The organism is Staphylococcus sp. AC872, assembly GCF_979255425.1.
In genome coordinates this window covers 313,693-329,728 of sequence record NZ_CEEDKW010000002.1, presented here as the reverse complement: position 1 = coordinate 329,728, position 16,036 = coordinate 313,693, and the positions used below count along the sequence as shown (strand labels likewise).

15 protein-coding genes are annotated in these 16,036 nt (G+C 33.2%); 13 read left to right on the top strand and 2 right to left on the bottom strand.

Annotated elements, in window-relative coordinates; genetic code table 11:
* Nucleotides 1-37: 37 nt before the first annotated feature.
* Nucleotides 38-1,744, bottom strand: coding sequence for an Rqc2 family fibronectin-binding protein (locus tag ACZ267_RS04425; protein ID WP_002466206.1), 1,707 nt, complete (start codon nucleotides 1,742-1,744; stop codon nucleotides 38-40).
* Nucleotides 1,745-1,936: 192 nt separating this feature from the next.
* On the opposite strand from ACZ267_RS04425, the gene gmk reads away from it, so the two are divergent.
* The 4 genes from gmk (at nucleotide 1,937) to priA (ending at nucleotide 6,596) form a co-directional block, all read left to right on the top strand.
* Entirely contained in the window at nucleotides 1,937-2,560 is a 624-nt protein-coding gene (gmk, locus tag ACZ267_RS04420; protein ID WP_002466189.1) for a guanylate kinase, read from the top strand.
* Nucleotides 2,560-2,772 (top strand): DNA-directed RNA polymerase subunit omega, encoded by a 213-nt coding sequence (rpoZ, locus tag ACZ267_RS04415; protein ID WP_002466202.1) that lies wholly within the window; start codon nucleotides 2,560-2,562, stop codon nucleotides 2,770-2,772. Before gmk ends, rpoZ begins: the two co-directional genes overlap by 1 nt.
* Before the next feature lie 216 nt (nucleotides 2,773-2,988).
* The gene (coaBC, locus tag ACZ267_RS04410; RefSeq protein WP_002466197.1) at nucleotides 2,989-4,188 is read left to right on the top strand and encodes a bifunctional phosphopantothenoylcysteine decarboxylase/phosphopantothenate--cysteine ligase CoaBC; all 1,200 of its coding nucleotides are present in this window, start codon (nucleotides 2,989-2,991) and stop codon (nucleotides 4,186-4,188) included.
* Nucleotides 4,188-6,596: a primosomal protein N' gene (gene priA / locus ACZ267_RS04405; protein ID WP_002466190.1), complete on the top strand. Its 2,409-nt coding sequence runs from the start codon at nucleotides 4,188-4,190 to the stop codon at nucleotides 6,594-6,596. The genes coaBC and priA overlap by 1 nt, the downstream gene beginning before the upstream one ends.
* A gap of 65 nt (nucleotides 6,597-6,661) precedes the next feature.
* Here the strand turns inward: priA and ACZ267_RS04400 are convergent, their stop codons facing one another.
* On the bottom strand, nucleotides 6,662-6,865 hold the full coding sequence (locus ACZ267_RS04400) for a TM2 domain-containing protein (RefSeq protein WP_002450595.1): 204 nt from the start codon (nucleotides 6,863-6,865) through the stop codon (nucleotides 6,662-6,664).
* Between the two features lie 209 nt (nucleotides 6,866-7,074).
* Here ACZ267_RS04400 and ACZ267_RS04395 point away from each other — a divergent pair, with 209 nt between their 5' ends.
* The 9 genes from ACZ267_RS04395 to ACZ267_RS04355 all read left to right on the top strand — a co-directional run bounded on the left by ACZ267_RS04395 (nucleotide 7,075) and on the right by ACZ267_RS04355 (nucleotide 15,974).
* Nucleotides 7,075-7,563, top strand: a complete 489-nt coding sequence (locus ACZ267_RS04395) for a peptide deformylase (protein ID WP_002466196.1) — start codon at nucleotides 7,075-7,077, stop codon at nucleotides 7,561-7,563.
* Nucleotides 7,556-8,488, top strand: coding sequence for a methionyl-tRNA formyltransferase (fmt, locus tag ACZ267_RS04390; RefSeq protein ID WP_002466201.1), 933 nt, complete (start codon nucleotides 7,556-7,558; stop codon nucleotides 8,486-8,488). The genes ACZ267_RS04395 and fmt overlap by 8 nt, the downstream gene beginning before the upstream one ends.
* Nucleotides 8,485-9,792 (top strand): 16S rRNA (cytosine(967)-C(5))-methyltransferase RsmB, encoded by a 1,308-nt coding sequence (gene rsmB, locus ACZ267_RS04385; protein ID WP_015365093.1) that lies wholly within the window; start codon nucleotides 8,485-8,487, stop codon nucleotides 9,790-9,792. The genes fmt and rsmB overlap by 4 nt, the downstream gene beginning before the upstream one ends.
* Nucleotide 9,793: 1 nt before the next feature.
* Nucleotides 9,794-10,888, top strand: coding sequence for a dual-specificity RNA methyltransferase RlmN (gene rlmN, locus ACZ267_RS04380; RefSeq protein WP_002450591.1), 1,095 nt, complete (start codon nucleotides 9,794-9,796; stop codon nucleotides 10,886-10,888).
* A gap of 5 nt (nucleotides 10,889-10,893) precedes the next feature.
* Entirely contained in the window at nucleotides 10,894-11,637 is a 744-nt protein-coding gene (locus ACZ267_RS04375) for a Stp1/IreP family PP2C-type Ser/Thr phosphatase (RefSeq protein WP_015365092.1), read from the top strand.
* Entirely contained in the window at nucleotides 11,634-13,670 is a 2,037-nt protein-coding gene (gene pknB, locus ACZ267_RS04370; RefSeq protein WP_002466906.1) for a Stk1 family PASTA domain-containing Ser/Thr kinase, read from the top strand. Before ACZ267_RS04375 ends, pknB begins: the two co-directional genes overlap by 4 nt.
* Before the next feature lie 139 nt (nucleotides 13,671-13,809).
* Nucleotides 13,810-14,685, top strand: a complete 876-nt coding sequence (rsgA, locus tag ACZ267_RS04365; protein ID WP_002466914.1) for a ribosome small subunit-dependent GTPase A — start codon at nucleotides 13,810-13,812, stop codon at nucleotides 14,683-14,685.
* Nucleotides 14,686-15,330 carry a ribulose-phosphate 3-epimerase gene (gene rpe, locus ACZ267_RS04360; RefSeq protein ID WP_002466915.1) on the top strand — a complete coding sequence of 215 codons (645 nt, stop codon included), beginning with the start codon at nucleotides 14,686-14,688 and terminating at the stop codon, nucleotides 15,328-15,330. It abuts the gene before it with no gap.
* A gap of 5 nt (nucleotides 15,331-15,335) precedes the next feature.
* Entirely contained in the window at nucleotides 15,336-15,974 is a 639-nt protein-coding gene (locus ACZ267_RS04355) for a thiamine diphosphokinase (RefSeq protein ID WP_002466909.1), read from the top strand.
* Nucleotides 15,975-16,036: the final 62 nt, after the last annotated feature.

Genomic DNA, 16,036 nt, shown 5'->3' with positions numbered 1-16,036 from the left:
AGCATTTAATGATGCATAATCAGTGCTTTTACTTTATTTAATTTAAACTGTCAGATTTCATTTTTTGTATATGGTCGTAATCAGGCGTAGCATATAATGTTTTTTGATTATCATAAGTAACAAATCCAGGTTTAGCGCCAGAAGGTTTATGCACATGGCGAATTTCTGTATAATCAACAGGAATTTGTCCAGAGTTACCAGCTTTAGAGAAATATCCGGCTAACATCGCCGCTTCTTTAATCGTTTCCTCTGACGGTGAGTCGTTAAGTATGACTACGTGTGAACCCGGTATATCTTTGGTATGGAACCATATATGATTTTTTTGTGCTTTTTTATTTGTAAGGTAATCATTCTGTTTGTTGTTTTTACCAACTAGAATAGTGTCGCCATCTGATGATAAATACGATTGTAATTGAATTTTAGCATTTTTCTTCTTCTTAACATTTTTACGTTGCTTCATAAATCCTTGATCTGCTAATTCATCACGAATATCATCAATTTCATTGACAGTAATATGTTCAAGTTGCTGTTCGATACCTGTAAAGTAATCAATATTCTCTTTAGTCAATTGTAATTGATGTTGAAGTTCATGTTCACGTGTCTTCATACGATTATATTGTCTGTAATAATATTGTGCGTTAACTGATGGAGATTTAGTTGGATTGAGAGGAATAGTGATTTCCTCATTATTATAATAATTAAGAACAGTTACAGATTCATCACCTTGTTTAATACGATAAATATTAGCGGTAATCAATTCACCATAGAGTTGATAGTTATCTTTATCTTTTGTACCTTCGTATTCTTGTAACAATTTACTTAATTTATTTTGATATTTATGAAGTTGTTGTTGAACGAACCGAACTAAATCGTTAGCACGTTGTTTGACTCGTTCACGTTCACCTCTCGCATCATAATAACGATCGAGTAATTCATTTAGTGATTCATAGGTAACCATATCATCATAAAATTGATTTAATGTCATGAAATAGAAATCTTCTTTACCTGATTGATGATTTTTATGAAATACAGGCGTAGGAGCTTCAAGCGTTTCAGCCATCACTTCATCGTATGCTTCTGGTAAGGTTTCAGGCGTCATGAACTGACGTCGACTTACAATTTCATTTGTAATTAGAGGACTAAAACCTTCAAATGTATTAAGTAACTGTTTAGCAATTTTACCTGCATTAAAATCGATATATTTTAAAACATCTTCACCTGATACATCATAAGGGTTAAGTTTATGTTGTGTAGGTGGAGCTTCATATTTAAATCCAGGCATAACTGTACGGTATTGATTTGTATTCGGTGTAAGATGTTTAAATCCTTCAAGAATTTTTCGGTCGTCATCTACTAAGATCAAGTTACTGTGTTTGCCCATAATCTCTAAAATAATTGTGCGGTGTATCGTATCACCGATTTCATCTTTACTTTGTACATCGATTTCAACTCTTCTGTCATTACCAATTTGACGAATGGATTTAATAATGCCACCTTCTAAATGCTTACGAAAGACACGTGCAAACATTGGGGGATCAAATGGATTATCATATTTTTTATTCGTTAATTGTAATCTAGAGAAGCTAGGATGTATGGATAAAAGTAATTGATGATTTTGACGATTTTGGCGAACAACGATGATGATTGTGTCATTTTCTGGTTGATTGATTTTATGGATTCGTCCAGTAACTAAATCTTGTAAAGAAGTCACCATCTTTTTTGTAAATAGGCCATCATATGCCATAATTATCTGCCACCTTCATTTTATTCATTCTCATTATTGTAACATGCATCGTGCTAATGGTCATACATCGTGTTCAAAACATTGAATATTTGAAAAATGAGGATAACTGCCCAAAGTATCTCTATACAATTTCAAGTGCAATATGATATCATATTTAAATAATAGAAGAATAGCTTAGAGAGGTCGTAAGGCATGGATAATGAAAAAGGATTGTTAATTGTTCTTTCAGGTCCTTCTGGTGTTGGTAAGGGAACTGTTAGAAAAAAAATATTTGAAGATCCAAACACTTCGTATAAGTATTCTATATCGATGACAACTCGTAGCATGCGCGAGGGAGAAGTTGATGGTGTAGATTACTTTTTCAAGACGAAAGAAGAGTTTGAAGCATTAATAAAAGATGATCAATTTATTGAATATGCCGAGTATGTAGGTAATTACTATGGGACGCCTGTTCAATATGTTAGAGATACAATGGACCAAGGACATGATGTATTTTTAGAAATTGAAGTTGAAGGTGCAAAACAAGTTAGAAAGAAATTCCCTGAAGCATTATTTATTTTCCTTGCTCCACCAAGTCTTGATGATTTAAGAGATCGTTTAGTTGGTAGAGGCACTGAATCAGATGAGAAAATTCAAAGCCGTGTTGCCGAGGCACGTAAAGAAGTAGAAATGATGAACTTATACGATTATGTAGTGGTAAACGACGAAGTAGAATTAGCGAAAAACAAAATTCAGTCAATTGTCGAAGCTGAACACCTTAAACGTGAACGTATAGAAGCTAAATATAGAAAAATGATACTGGAGGCTAAAAAATAATGTTAAACCCACCATTAAACCAATTAACAGGTAAAATTACATCTAAATACCTTATCGCAACGACTGCCGCAAAAAGAGCTCGTGAATTAGACGAAAGACCAGAAACAGCTTTAGAAAGTGAATATCATTCAGCTAAACCTGTCGGTAAAGCATTAGAAGAAATTGCAGATGGCAAAGTATCACCAGTTATCCCGCAAGAATTTTTAGGATAATCATATACTAATTTTGTGACACACCTTTTTGAAGATATTTCATTACAATCTTGTGATGGATATATCATGTAGATAAGGTGTGTTTTTTTAATATTAGCGACAATTTGTGTATAATTAATATAAATTTGAACATAAATGCGAATATAAATTGTGTGAATATCCTCATTTAAAGAAATGAATTCAGTGAAATGAGAATGTTTTAAGGAGAAATTGATAATGAAACATATTTTATTAGCAGTAACAGGCGGTATTGCAGCATATAAAGCAATTGATTTAACAAGTAAACTTACTCAAGCTGGTTACGAAGTGCGTGTTATGCTTTCAAATCATGCACAAGAATTTGTAACACCATTGGCTTTTCAGTCTATAAGTAAAAATCCAGTATATACAAATACTTTTAAAGAAGAAAACCCGCAAGAAATTCAACATGTAGCATTGGGTGATTGGGCAGATGTGATTATTGTAGCACCAGCAACTGCAAATACAATTGCGAAGTTAAGTGTGGGTATTGCAGACGATATGATTACGTCAACCTTATTAGCAACAGAAACACAAACGTTTATTGCGCCTGCCATGAATGTACATATGTATGAAAATAAGCGCACACAACATAATATTGAAACACTCAAAGCTGATGGGTACCAATTTATTGAGCCAGGTGATGGGTACTTAGCGTGTGGTTATGTGGCTAAAGGACGAATGGAAGAACCTTTACAAATAGTTTCAGTCATCAATCAATATTTCCATCAACAAGAGATTCAAGTGGAAAGTTCATTTAATGGCAAACACGCACTAGTTACTGCAGGGCCAACGATTGAAGTCATTGATCCTGTTAGATTTGTATCTAATCGCTCTTCTGGAAAAATGGGGTTTGCTATTGCTAATGCGTTAAAAAAACGTGGTGCACATGTCACGTTGGTAACTGGTCCGACACAATTGGCAGATCCAGAAGGTATTGAAGTTATTCATGTTGAAAGCGCAGAAGAGATGTTTCAGGAAACCGCTAAACGATATGATATGCAAGATATTGTTGTGAAAGCGGCTGCCGTATCAGATTATACGCCATCAGAAGTGTTAGATCATAAAATGAAAAAGCAAGATGGTGATTTAACTGTAAAATTCAAACGAACACAAGATATACTTAAATATCTTGGTGAGCATAAGACCAATCAGTATTTAGTAGGTTTTGCAGCAGAAACGCAGAATATTGAGAAGTATGCTCAAGATAAATTAAAACGAAAAAATGCAGATGTGATTATTTCTAATAATGTGGGGGACCACTCAATTGGATTTAGTTCTGATGAAAATGAATTAACGATGCATTTTAAAAATCAAGATATGATCAATATTAAGAAAGGCAAAAAAGTTGAAATTGCCAACGATATTTTAGACGAATTAGAAACTAGGTGGCAATAATGATAGCTAAGGTTATTGTGGACATACCTTCGAAAAGCGTCGACTTTAAGTTTGATTATATCATTCCCGAACGATTGCAATCATTTGTTCAAGTAGGTGTACGAGTGATTGTGCCTTTTGGTCCGAGAACAATCCAAGGCTATGTGATGAGTATTCAAAGTCAGCCTGATGAAGGTATTGATATCAGTAAGCTAAAGGAAATTAAAGAAATTCAAGATATTAAACCAGAGTTAACGCCTGAGTTAATTGAACTCAGTGAATGGCTTAGTCATTATCATTTAACGAAACGTATATCTGTTTTAGAAGTGATGTTACCAAATGCAATTAAAGCTAAATATCAAAAGGCTTTTGAGGTTCTGAAAGGTAATGATATACCTGAACCACTTTTAAATCGATTTAATAAAGAAGGCTATTATTTCTATAAAGATGCTCAAAAAAATGATGATTTAGAAGCATTGAATGGTTTATTAAAGCATGACATCATTAAAGAAATAACCATTTTGTCCCAAAATATTAAAAAGAAAACGCAACGTGCTGTTAAAGTGACAGAAATAGGAAATCCGGATGAGGTACTTAATCATTTGGAAAAAGCGATTAAACAATATGATTTATATGCGTATTTATTAGACGAACGTCATAGAGATGTGTTTTTAAAAGAAATTGAAGAAATGGGATTTTCTAAATCGAGTTTAGATACCCTTATTAAGAAGGGATACTTGGAAAAATATGATGCTGAAATAGAAAGAGATCCATTTGCGAATCGAATTTTTGAGAAAGAAGATAATCGTCAATTAACACATGACCAACAAATCGCTTTTGATGCAATCAAAGAGAAAATAGATGCCAACGAAGAAAGAACCTTTTTATTACATGGTGTGACAGGTTCTGGTAAAACAGAAGTCTATTTACAAGCAATTGAATCAGCTTTAAATCAAGGTAAACAAGCTATGATGCTTGTACCAGAAATTGCTTTAACACCTCAAATGGTATTAAGAGTCAAACGTCGTTTTGGTGATGATGTTGCTGTATTACATTCAGGTTTATCAAATGGAGAACGTTACGATGAATGGCAAAAAATTCGTGATGGACGTGCACAAGTTAGTGTCGGTGCACGCTCTAGTATATTTGCGCCATTTAAAAACTTAGGACTAATTATCATCGATGAAGAACATGAGTCTACATATAAACAAGAAGATTATCCAAGATATCATGCTAGAGATATTGCTCAATGGAGAAGCAGTTATCACCATTGCCCAGTGATTTTAGGTAGTGCGACACCAAGTTTAGAATCATATGCGCGTGCTGAAAAAGATGTTTATCAATTACTATCATTACCTCATCGAGTGAACAATCAAGCATTACCAGAAATTGATATTGTAGACATGCGTGAAGAACTTGCGGAAGGTAACCGTTCGATGTTCTCATCAACGTTAAGAGATGCGATTCAACATTGTTTAGATAATAATGAACAAATTGTATTATTCTTAAATCGAAGAGGCTATGCTTCATTTATGTTATGCCGTGATTGTGGTCATGTACCGCAATGTCCAAACTGTGATATTTCCTTAACGTATCATAAGACCACGGATCTACTAAAATGTCACTATTGTGGGTACCAAGAAACACCACCTAATCAATGCCCTAATTGTGAAAGTGAACATATTAGACAAGTTGGTACTGGAACGCAAAGAGTGGAAGAATTATTACAACAAGAATTTGAAGAGGCAAAAATTATACGAATGGATGTTGATACAACTTCTCGTAAAGGTGCCCATGAAAAATTACTTACTGATTTTGAGAATGGTAAAGGTGATATACTTTTAGGCACACAGATGATTGCCAAAGGATTAGACTATCCAAACATCACGCTTGTTGGGGTGCTCAATGCAGATACCATGCTCAATTTACCTGATTTCAGAGCGAGTGAACGAACATATCAATTATTAACACAAGTGGCAGGTCGTGCAGGTCGACATGAAAAAGAAGGTAAAGTAATTATTCAAACGTATAATCCAGAACATTATGCCATTGAAGATGTTAAGAAAAATGATTATTTAACGTTTTATCAACAAGAGATGACTTATCGCAAACTAGGAAAATATCCGCCTTATTACTTTTTAATTAACTTCACGATTTCACATAAAGAAATGAAAAAAGTAATGGAAGCTTCTAAGCATATTCATAAAATCCTATTACAACACCTTACAGATCAATCGCTTGTTTTAGGGCCATCACCTGCAGCACTATCTAGAATTAATAATGAGTATCGTTTCCAAATTTTAGTAAAATACAAACGAGAGCCAGAACTTCATAAAGCACTTCAATATTTAGACGATTACTATCATGAACAATATGTTAAGGACAAATTAGCATTAAAAATCGACATTAATCCGCAAATGATGATGTAAAAAAGCCATTGTGTGACATCAAAGATGACACACAATGGCTTTTTCCATTAGGTAACAAGGCAGAATTACATTGTCACATTACCGTTTTCATCTGCTGGTTTGAATAATGTTAAAATAGCACTAATAATTGCTAATACATGAGGAATCGCTGTCCAACAGAATAAGATGTGTAAGATGCCTTGCATCGTTTTACCAGCATAGAATTTATGAATTCCAAAGCTTCCTAAGAATACGGCTAATAAAATGTAAATCACTTTATTGACTTCCATATTAGTTACACCTCACTTTAAGTAAAATTTTAATTAATGATTTTGAAAGACTTTTCTATTTTCAAAACATACTACTCATTTATATTTTATAAAATATAATATTAAAGTCAAAGACATTGACCTCATTCTTTAGTCTGATTAAGAGAGGTCGCAATTTTGTGCTAATTAAGTTATAATGGTTTGATGAATTTTAATGAGGAGCGTTAAATGTGTCAGTAAAAAAATTAGTGAAATCAGAGCATCCAATTTTTAATCAACCTGCAAATCCAGTAGAGCATTTCGATGATCAATTAAAGCAAACGTTAATGGATATAGAAGATAGCCTATACGCTTTGGAAGGGTCTGCACTAAGTGCTAATCAGATTGGCATTAACCAACAAGTGGCGATTGTGGATATGGAAATGGAAGGATTGCTACAACTGATTAACCCGAAAATTAAAAATCAATCCGAAGAAACTATTACTGATTTAGAAGGGTCAGTCAGTTTGCCAAATGTGTTTGGTGAAGTTGAACGTAACAAAATGATTGTTGTAGAAAGTAATGATGTTAATGGAAACACTGTTGAACTTACAGCATATGATGATGTAGCTAGAATGATTTTACATACGATAGATCAACTCAATGGCATATTTTTCACAGAAAAGGCTAAACGTATATTAAGTGAAGAAGAAATGGAGGCGTATTTCGAATATGAGTAAAATAATTTTTATGGGGACACCTGATTTTTCAACAAAAGTATTAGAAATGCTTATCGCAGAACAAGAAGTAGTTGCAGTGGTAACGCAACCAGATAGACCAGTAGGTAGAAAACGCGTTATGACACCACCACCGGTTAAAAAGGTAGCATTAGAACATGATATACCAGTATATCAACCTGAAAAAATAAAAGATTCTGAGGAATTACAAACTTTATTAGACATGGATGTTGATTTAATTGTTACAGCTGCATTTGGGCAAATTTTACCTGAATCTTTATTAGATTCACCTAAATTGGGTGCTATTAATGTACATGCATCTTTATTACCTAAATACCGTGGCGGTGCACCGATTCATCAAGCGATTATTGATGGTGAAAAGGAAACAGGAATCACGATAATGTATATGGTGAAAAAATTAGATGCAGGAAACATTATTTCACAACGTGCAATTGCAATTGAACAAGATGATAATGTTGGTTCTATGCATGATAAGCTAAGTTTTTTAGGTGCTGATTTACTTAAAGAAACTTTACCGTCTATCTTAAATGGTACAAACGATAGTATTGTTCAAGATGAAGCTAAAGCTTCATTTGCTTCTAATATTAGTCGTGAAGATGAAAAAATTAATTGGAACCAAGATGCACAGGTAATTCATAATCATATTCGTGGTTTGTCTCCTTGGCCAGTAGCTTATACCATCATGGATGATAAAAATTTAAAAATATATGGTGCGCACATCGTTTCTGGAAAAAAAGGCGAACCTGGAACGATTGTTGAAACGACTAAGAAAGCGATTATTGTTGCAACAGCTTCAGAAGAATGTATTGCTTTAACTGATATACAATTAGCCGGTAAAAAACGTATGCAAGTAGCAAATTATTTAAGTGGTGTTCAAGAATCACTAGTTGGGAAGAAATTAGTATGACAAATTCGATAAGAGGTCTCGCATTTGAGACGATACAAGCAATATTAGATGAAGGTGCATATAGTAATCTAGAAATTAACGAGGTGCTTTCTACTTATGAGATTAGTGATTTAGATAAAGGCCTTTTCACTGAACTTGTTTACGGTACAGTTAAACGCAAATATACATTAGATTTTTATTTGAAACCTTTCCTAAAAACGAAGATAAAAGGTTGGGTACGTGAGTTACTATGGATGAGTATCTATCAATATGTATATTTAGATAAGGTGCCAGATCATGCCATTATTAATGAAGCGGTTGAGATTGCCAAAGAAGAAGGTGGCTATTATACCGGTAATGTAGTTAACGGTATTCTACGTAACATCATGAGAAGTGAATTACCTGATGTTCAAGATATACAAGATGATAAAAAACGTATCGCAATTCAATATAGTTTACCAAAATGGCTTGTTGATCATTGGGTAACACATTACGGTTTAGAGCAAACAGAAGCCATTGCACAGTCATTTTTAGAACCAGTAGCGACCACTGTAAGAGCCAACATAACGAGAGGTTCTATTGATGATATTATTAGTGCGTTAGAAAAAGAAAGTTATATTGTTGATAGAGATGATGTTTTACCATTCTGTCTCCATATTTCCGGTAAACCTATTGTTAATTCAAGAGCGTTTAAAGATGGATTAGTTTCAATTCAAGATAAAAGTTCTATGTTTGTTGCACATATTATGGATTTAAACAGAAATGACTCCGTCCTAGATGCATGTAGTGCACCTGGAGGTAAGGCGTGTCATATCGCCGAAATTTTATCGCCGGAAGGGCATGTAGATGCAACTGATATTCATGACCATAAGATCAAATTAATTGATTTCAATATAAGAAAACTTAGATTGAAAAATATTGAAGCCTATCAACATGATGCTACAGAACCTTATGTAACGCAATATGACAAAATTCTAGTAGATGCACCTTGTAGTGGTTTTGGTGTATTAAGACATAAACCCGAAATTAAATATACTCAATCGAAAAATTCTATACAATCATTAGTTGAATTGCAGTTACAAATATTGGAGAATGTTAAACATAATGTGAAGCCGGGTGGCTCAATTATTTATTCAACATGTACGATTGAACAAATGGAAAACGAAAATGTCGTTTATACATTTTTAAAACAAAATAAAGATTTCGAGTTTGAACCCTTCCAACATCCAATGACAGGTGAAATGGTGAAAACATTACAAATATTCCCCCAAGACTACCACTCAGATGGATTCTTTATCGCTAGAATTAAAAGAAAGGAAAGTTAACATGATTACTGATAAAAAGAAAAAGAAAAATAAATTCCTTCCTGATTTTGAGAAGCAGTCTATTTATTCATTAAGATACGATGAAATGCAAAATTGGCTTATCGAACATGGCCAACAAAAGTTCAGAGCAAAACAAATATTTGAATGGTTATACCAAAAACGTGTTGATAGCATTGATGAAATGACAAATTTATCAAAAGATTTAAGACAACTTTTAAAAGATAATTTTGCTATGACAACACTAACAACAGTGGTTAAACAAGAAAGTAGAGACGGTACAATTAAATTCTTATTTGAATTGCAAGATGGCTATACAATTGAAACGGTATTAATGCGTCATGAATATGGGAATTCTGTATGTGTAACAACACAAGTAGGTTGTCGTATTGGTTGTACATTCTGTGCCTCAACATTAGGTGGATTAAAGCGTAATTTAGAAGCTGGTGAAATTGTGTCACAGGTACTTACGGTACAAAAGGCTTTAGATGAAACAGAAGAACGCGTTTCTCAAATTGTTATTATGGGTATCGGCGAACCATTTGAAAATTATGATGAAATGATGGATTTCTTACGTATTGTCAATGATGACAATAGTTTAAATATTGGTGCACGTCATATAACTGTATCAACATCAGGTATTATTCCTAGAATCTATGATTTTGCAGAAGAAGATATTCAAATTAACTTTGCCGTAAGTTTACATGGTGCCAAAGATGAAGTGCGTTCAAGATTAATGCCAATTAACAGAGCGTATAATGTTGAAAAGTTAATGGAAGCAATTGAATATTATCAAGAGAAGACGAATCGTCGAATTACATTTGAATATGGATTATTCGGTGGTGTTAATGATCAATTGGAACATGCAAGAGATCTAGCACATCTTATTAAAGGGTTAAATTGTCACGTAAATTTAATTCCTGTAAACCATGTTCCTGAAAGGAATTATGTTAAAACACCTAAAGATGACATTTTTAAATTTGAAAAAGAGTTAAAACGTTTAGGAATCAATGCTACAATAAGACGTGAACAAGGGTCAGATATTGATGCAGCATGTGGTCAATTAAGAGCGAAGGAACGACAAGTAGAAACGAGGTAAGAGCAATGCTAAATGCACAATTTTTCACTGATACTGGACAACATAGAGATAAGAATGAAGATGCAGGTGGTATTTTTTATAACCAAACCAACCAACAAATGTTAGTATTGTGTGATGGTATGGGTGGTCATAGAGCTGGTGAAATTGCAAGTCAGTTTGTTACTTATGAACTACAAAAACGTTTTGAATCAGAAAACTTAATCGAAGAACATCAAGCTGAAGAATGGTTGCGTACAAATATTAAAGATATCAATTTTGATTTGTACAATTATGCCCAAGAAAACCCTAATTATTATGGTATGGGAACGACTTGTGTTTGTGCATTAGTATTTGATAAATCAGTTGTCGTTGCCAATGTGGGTGATTCTCGTGCATACGTTATAAACAGTAGACAAATCGATCAAATTACGAGTGATCACTCATTTGTTAATCATTTAGTGATGACAGGTCAAATCACAGAAGAAGAAGCTTACCGTCACCCACAAAGAAATATTATTACAAAAGTCATGGGCACTGATAAACGAGTATCACCAGATTTATTTATTAAGCGTTTAAAATTTTATGATTTCTTATTATTATGCTCTGATGGATTAACAGATTATGTTAGAAATGAAGAAATTCAAGAGGAATTAAAACAAGACGCATCATTAGAAGAGCATGGTGAACGAATTATGCGTGTCGCATTCGCACATGATTCAAAAGATAATATCAGTTTTATCTTATCAGCTATCGAGGGTGATAGAGTATGATTGATAAACTCATCAATGAACGCTACAAAGTCATCGATAAACTAGGCGGAGGTGGCATGAGCATTGTCTATCTTGCCGAAGATCTTATTCTTAAGCGCAAGGTCGCTATCAAAGCAATTTCCATACCTCCGAGAGAAAAGGAAGAAACACTGCGTCGATTTGAAAGAGAAGTTCATAATTCATCACAATTAGCACATAAAAATATTGTGAGCATGTATGATGTAGCCGAAGAGGATGACTGTTACTTTTTAGTGATGGAATATATTGAAGGGCCAACATTGTCTGAATATATTCAAAATCATGGACCTTTAAGTTTAGAAACCGCAATCCAATTTACACAACAGATACTTGAAGGTATCAAACATGCACATGATAATAGAATTGTACATAGAGATATTAAACCGCAAAATATTCTCATAGATAAAAATAAAACACTTAAAATCTTTGATTTTGGGATTGCTAAAGCCATAAGTGAAACGTCATTGACCCAAACAAACCATGTGCTCGGTACGGTACAGTATTTATCACCCGAACAAGCTAAAGGCGAATCAACTAACGAAGGTACTGATATTTATTCAATAGGTATTGTACTCTATGAAATGCTTGTTGGTGAACCACCATTTAATGGTGAAACAGCAGTAAGTATTGCCATTAAACACATTCAAGACACGATTCCCAATATCACTACTGAAAAGCGTGAAGAGGTACCACAAGCATTGAGTAACGTTGTACTTAAAGCAACTGAAAAAGATAGAGCTGATAGATATCGTACCATTCAACAAATGCGCGATGATTTAAGTAGTGTACTACACGAAAATCGTTCGAATGAAGAAAAATATGAGTTAGATCAAACGAAAACAAAGACAATGGCATTTTCAAAAGATGAGATTTCTAAAAAAATTGATGATACACCAAAAGAAAAAAATATCGAAGAGACAATGCAAATTCCAATTATGGATCAACCAGTCAATCATCAACAATTTCAAAGTATGGAGAGCCCAATTTATGAGCCACCTCGTAAAAAAAGCTCTAAGAAAAAGAAGTTTTTATTTGCGTTTATTTTTGCTTTATTGTTGATTGGTTTGATTGCCTTTGTCAGCATGGCTGTATTCGGTAGTAAATATGAGGAAATGCCAGATATATCAGGCAAAACTGAAAAGCAAACTGAGAAAATATTAAAAAATCATCATTTAAAAATTGGAGACATTTCAAGAGATTATAGTGATAAATATCCTGAAAACCAAGTGATTAAGTCACGACCAGGTAAGGGTGAACGTGTAGAACGTGGTGACAAAATTGATATTGTTTTATCAAAAGGCCCTGAAATGGTCAAAATGCCAAGTGTCGTTGGATTATCAAAAAATGAAGCACTGAATAAACTTGAAAAAGTAGGACTTAAAGATGTTGCAGTTGAACAAACCTATAATGCAAATACGCCAAAAGGTTATATTGCAAACCAAAATGTTGCTGCTAATAAACAAGTAAAATTAAATGATCATAATATAAAAATTTATGAATCATTGGGTGTTAGACAAGTTTACGTTAGTAATTATGAAAATAAATCATATTCTACAGCTAAAAAAGCACTTGAATCAAAAGGATTTAAAGTTAAAGTTTCTGAAACGTATAGTGATAGTGTCAAAAAGAACAATGTTATCTCACAATCACCTAAGAGTAAATCCATTGATGAAGGTTCTACAATTTCATTAGTGGTTTCAAAAGGTAAAGAGTCAGATTCGGATGACGAAAAATCTAAGGACGATGATTCGGATGACGCTTCATCCAAAGACGTAAAAAATTATAATGAATCTGTTGAAGTACCTTACTCTGGTAAAAAAGGGAAAAGTCAAAAAGTAGAAGTTTATATTCGAGATAAAGATAATGATGGTTCTAAGGCTACACAATCTTTTGAAATTAAAGATAATAAATCTATCAATATTCCAATGAAAATCCAAAAAGGTAAAACTGCTGGTTATACTATCAGAGTAGATAATAAAGTAGTTGCTGATAAAGATGTAGGGTATGATGATTAAATCTTTTCAATATAATACTATAGGTAAGACGATGAGTTGACGATGATACTCATCGTCTTTTTTTATACATAGAAAGATATATAAATAGTTATGATTTTGATATACTAATAACAGTAAAATAAAATTGAGAGGTGTCCTTTTGAAGACTGGTCGAATTGTAAAATTGATAAGTGGTGTTTATCAAGTTGATGTGAACGGCACTAGGTTTAATACCAAGCCTCGTGGCTTATTTAGAAAAAAGAAATTTTCACCAATTGTTGGCGATATCGTTGACTTTGATGTTCAAAATGAAACGGAAGGTTACATCCAGCATGTTCATGAAAGAGGGAATGCTTTAAAACGACCACCTGTCAGTAATATTGATACATTAGTAATAGTCATGAGTGCTGTTGAACCACAGTTTTCTACCCAATTGTTAGATAGATTCTTAGTCATAGCACATTCATATGGTTTAGAAGCTAGAATTTTAGTTACCAAAAAAGATATGGCTGACGACAATCAAATTGAAAAAATTAATAGTTATTTAGCTATATATGAAGAAATAGGTTATCCAACTCAATTCGTTGGTATCAATGATGATCAACATGCTTTGGTAGAAGAATGGGGAGAAGGTTTAATTGTATTAAGTGGTCAATCGGGCGTTGGTAAATCAACATTTTTAAATCGATTTAAACCTGAACTAAATCTTGATACTAATGATATTTCAAAATCTTTGAATCGTGGTAAACATACAACAAGACATGTTGAATTACATGAAACAGTCAATGGTTTTATTGCAGATACACCAGGGTTTAGTGCATTAGATTTTGATCATATTGATAAAGATGAACTTAAAGATTACTTTATCGAAATTGCACAATATGGAGAAGAATGTAAGTTCCGTAATTGTAATCATTTGAAGGAACCCAAATGTAATGTCAAAGAAGAATTAGATGTAGGGAATATTGCTCAATTTAGATATGAACATTATTTACAGTTATTCAATGAAATTTCAGAAAGAAAGGTACGATATTAAATGACAAAAGTATTACCTTCATTATTATCAGTAGATTTTTTAAATTTAAAGGATGAATTAGTTAAGCTTGAAGAAGCAGGTGTAGATGGCTTACATTTTGATGTGATGGATGGACAATTTGTGCCCAATATTTCTATTGGCATACCTATCTTAGACGCAGTTCGACAACAATCAAAGTTACCAATTGATGTTCATTTGATGATTGAAAATCCAGAACAATATATCGAATTATTTGCAGATCATGGTGCAGATTTAATATCTGTTCATTTGGAAGCGACTGCACATATCCACAGAGCTATCGAACAAATTAAAAACAAAGGCAAGAAGGCTGGCGTAGTGATCAATCCAGGAACACCAGTTAGCCAAATTTTACCTATTATCAATACAGTAGACTACGTTTTAATTATGACAGTAAACCCTGGATTTGGCGGTCAATCATTTATTGAAGATTGCGTGGATAAAGTACTGGAATTAAATACTTTGAAAAATGAGAAGCAACTTACTTTTGATATTGAAGTTGATGGTGGAATTAATGCAGAGACTGCCGAAGTTTGCGTTAAAAATGGAGCTACGATGTTAGTGACAGGTTCATACTTCTTCAAACAAGATGATTATCAAGCAGTTACACAAAAGTTAAAGGGCTGATTGAAATGAAAATCAATTTATTGTGCTCAGATAGAAATATTCCTAAAAATCTATTTCAACATCATAATCAAGAAGCATGGGCTGGTATAGATAGGGGAGCATTGATTTTAATTCAGAATCAAATCGATCCTGTGTTTTCTGTGGGGGATTTTGATTCTGTTAATAATCAAGAGCGTCAACTTTTAGCAACACAATTGAATATTCATCCTGTTAAAGCTGAAAAAGATGATACAGATTTAGGCTTAGGTGTTGCTCAAGCTGTTGAAGAAGGGTATCAAGATATTCATATATATGGCGCTACTGGTGGTCGATTAGATCATTTTATGGGTGTGGTTCAAATTTTGTTAAAATCAGAATATATTCATAAAGGCATCAATTTTAAAATAATTGATGAGCAAAATGAAATTATATTACTGACTTCTGGTATGTACACTATTTCACCACATACTCATTATCAATATGTTTCTTTCATACCTGTGAGTGGAGAACCTGTATTATCGTTGGCAGGATTTAAATATAATTTGGATAAGGAAAAGTTGGTAAGAGGATCTACATTAACTATATCTAATGAAGTTGAAAATCCAAATGCAAAAATCGAAATTCAGAATGGACTTGTGTTACAAATTAGAAGTAAAGATTTGTAGTATAAAAAAAGAACTTAAAGGATATCCTTTAAGTTCTTTTAAAATATGTCCTCCACATAAGG

Excerpts from the sequence above, each read along its gene's own strand:
- ACZ267_RS04425 (WP_002466206.1), bottom strand. The coding sequence starts at position 1,744 with ATGGCATATGATGGCCTATTTACAAAAAAGATGGTGACTTCTTTACAA.
- gmk (WP_002466189.1), top strand. The coding sequence starts at position 1,937 with ATGGATAATGAAAAAGGATTGTTAATTGTTCTTTCAGGTCCTTCTGGT.
- rpoZ (WP_002466202.1), top strand. The coding sequence starts at position 2,560 with ATGTTAAACCCACCATTAAACCAATTAACAGGTAAAATTACATCTAAA.
- coaBC (WP_002466197.1), top strand. The coding sequence starts at position 2,989 with ATGAAACATATTTTATTAGCAGTAACAGGCGGTATTGCAGCATATAAA.
- priA (WP_002466190.1), top strand. The coding sequence starts at position 4,188 with ATGATAGCTAAGGTTATTGTGGACATACCTTCGAAAAGCGTCGACTTT.
- ACZ267_RS04400 (WP_002450595.1), bottom strand. The coding sequence starts at position 6,865 with ATGGAAGTCAATAAAGTGATTTACATTTTATTAGCCGTATTCTTAGGA.
- fmt (WP_002466201.1), top strand. The coding sequence starts at position 7,556 with ATGAGTAAAATAATTTTTATGGGGACACCTGATTTTTCAACAAAAGTA.
- rsmB (WP_015365093.1), top strand. The coding sequence starts at position 8,485 with ATGACAAATTCGATAAGAGGTCTCGCATTTGAGACGATACAAGCAATA.
- rlmN (WP_002450591.1), top strand. The coding sequence starts at position 9,794 with ATGATTACTGATAAAAAGAAAAAGAAAAATAAATTCCTTCCTGATTTT.
- ACZ267_RS04375 (WP_015365092.1), top strand. The coding sequence starts at position 10,894 with ATGCTAAATGCACAATTTTTCACTGATACTGGACAACATAGAGATAAG.
- pknB (WP_002466906.1), top strand. The coding sequence starts at position 11,634 with ATGATTGATAAACTCATCAATGAACGCTACAAAGTCATCGATAAACTA.
- rpe (WP_002466915.1), top strand. The coding sequence starts at position 14,686 with ATGACAAAAGTATTACCTTCATTATTATCAGTAGATTTTTTAAATTTA.
- ACZ267_RS04355 (WP_002466909.1), top strand. The coding sequence starts at position 15,336 with ATGAAAATCAATTTATTGTGCTCAGATAGAAATATTCCTAAAAATCTA.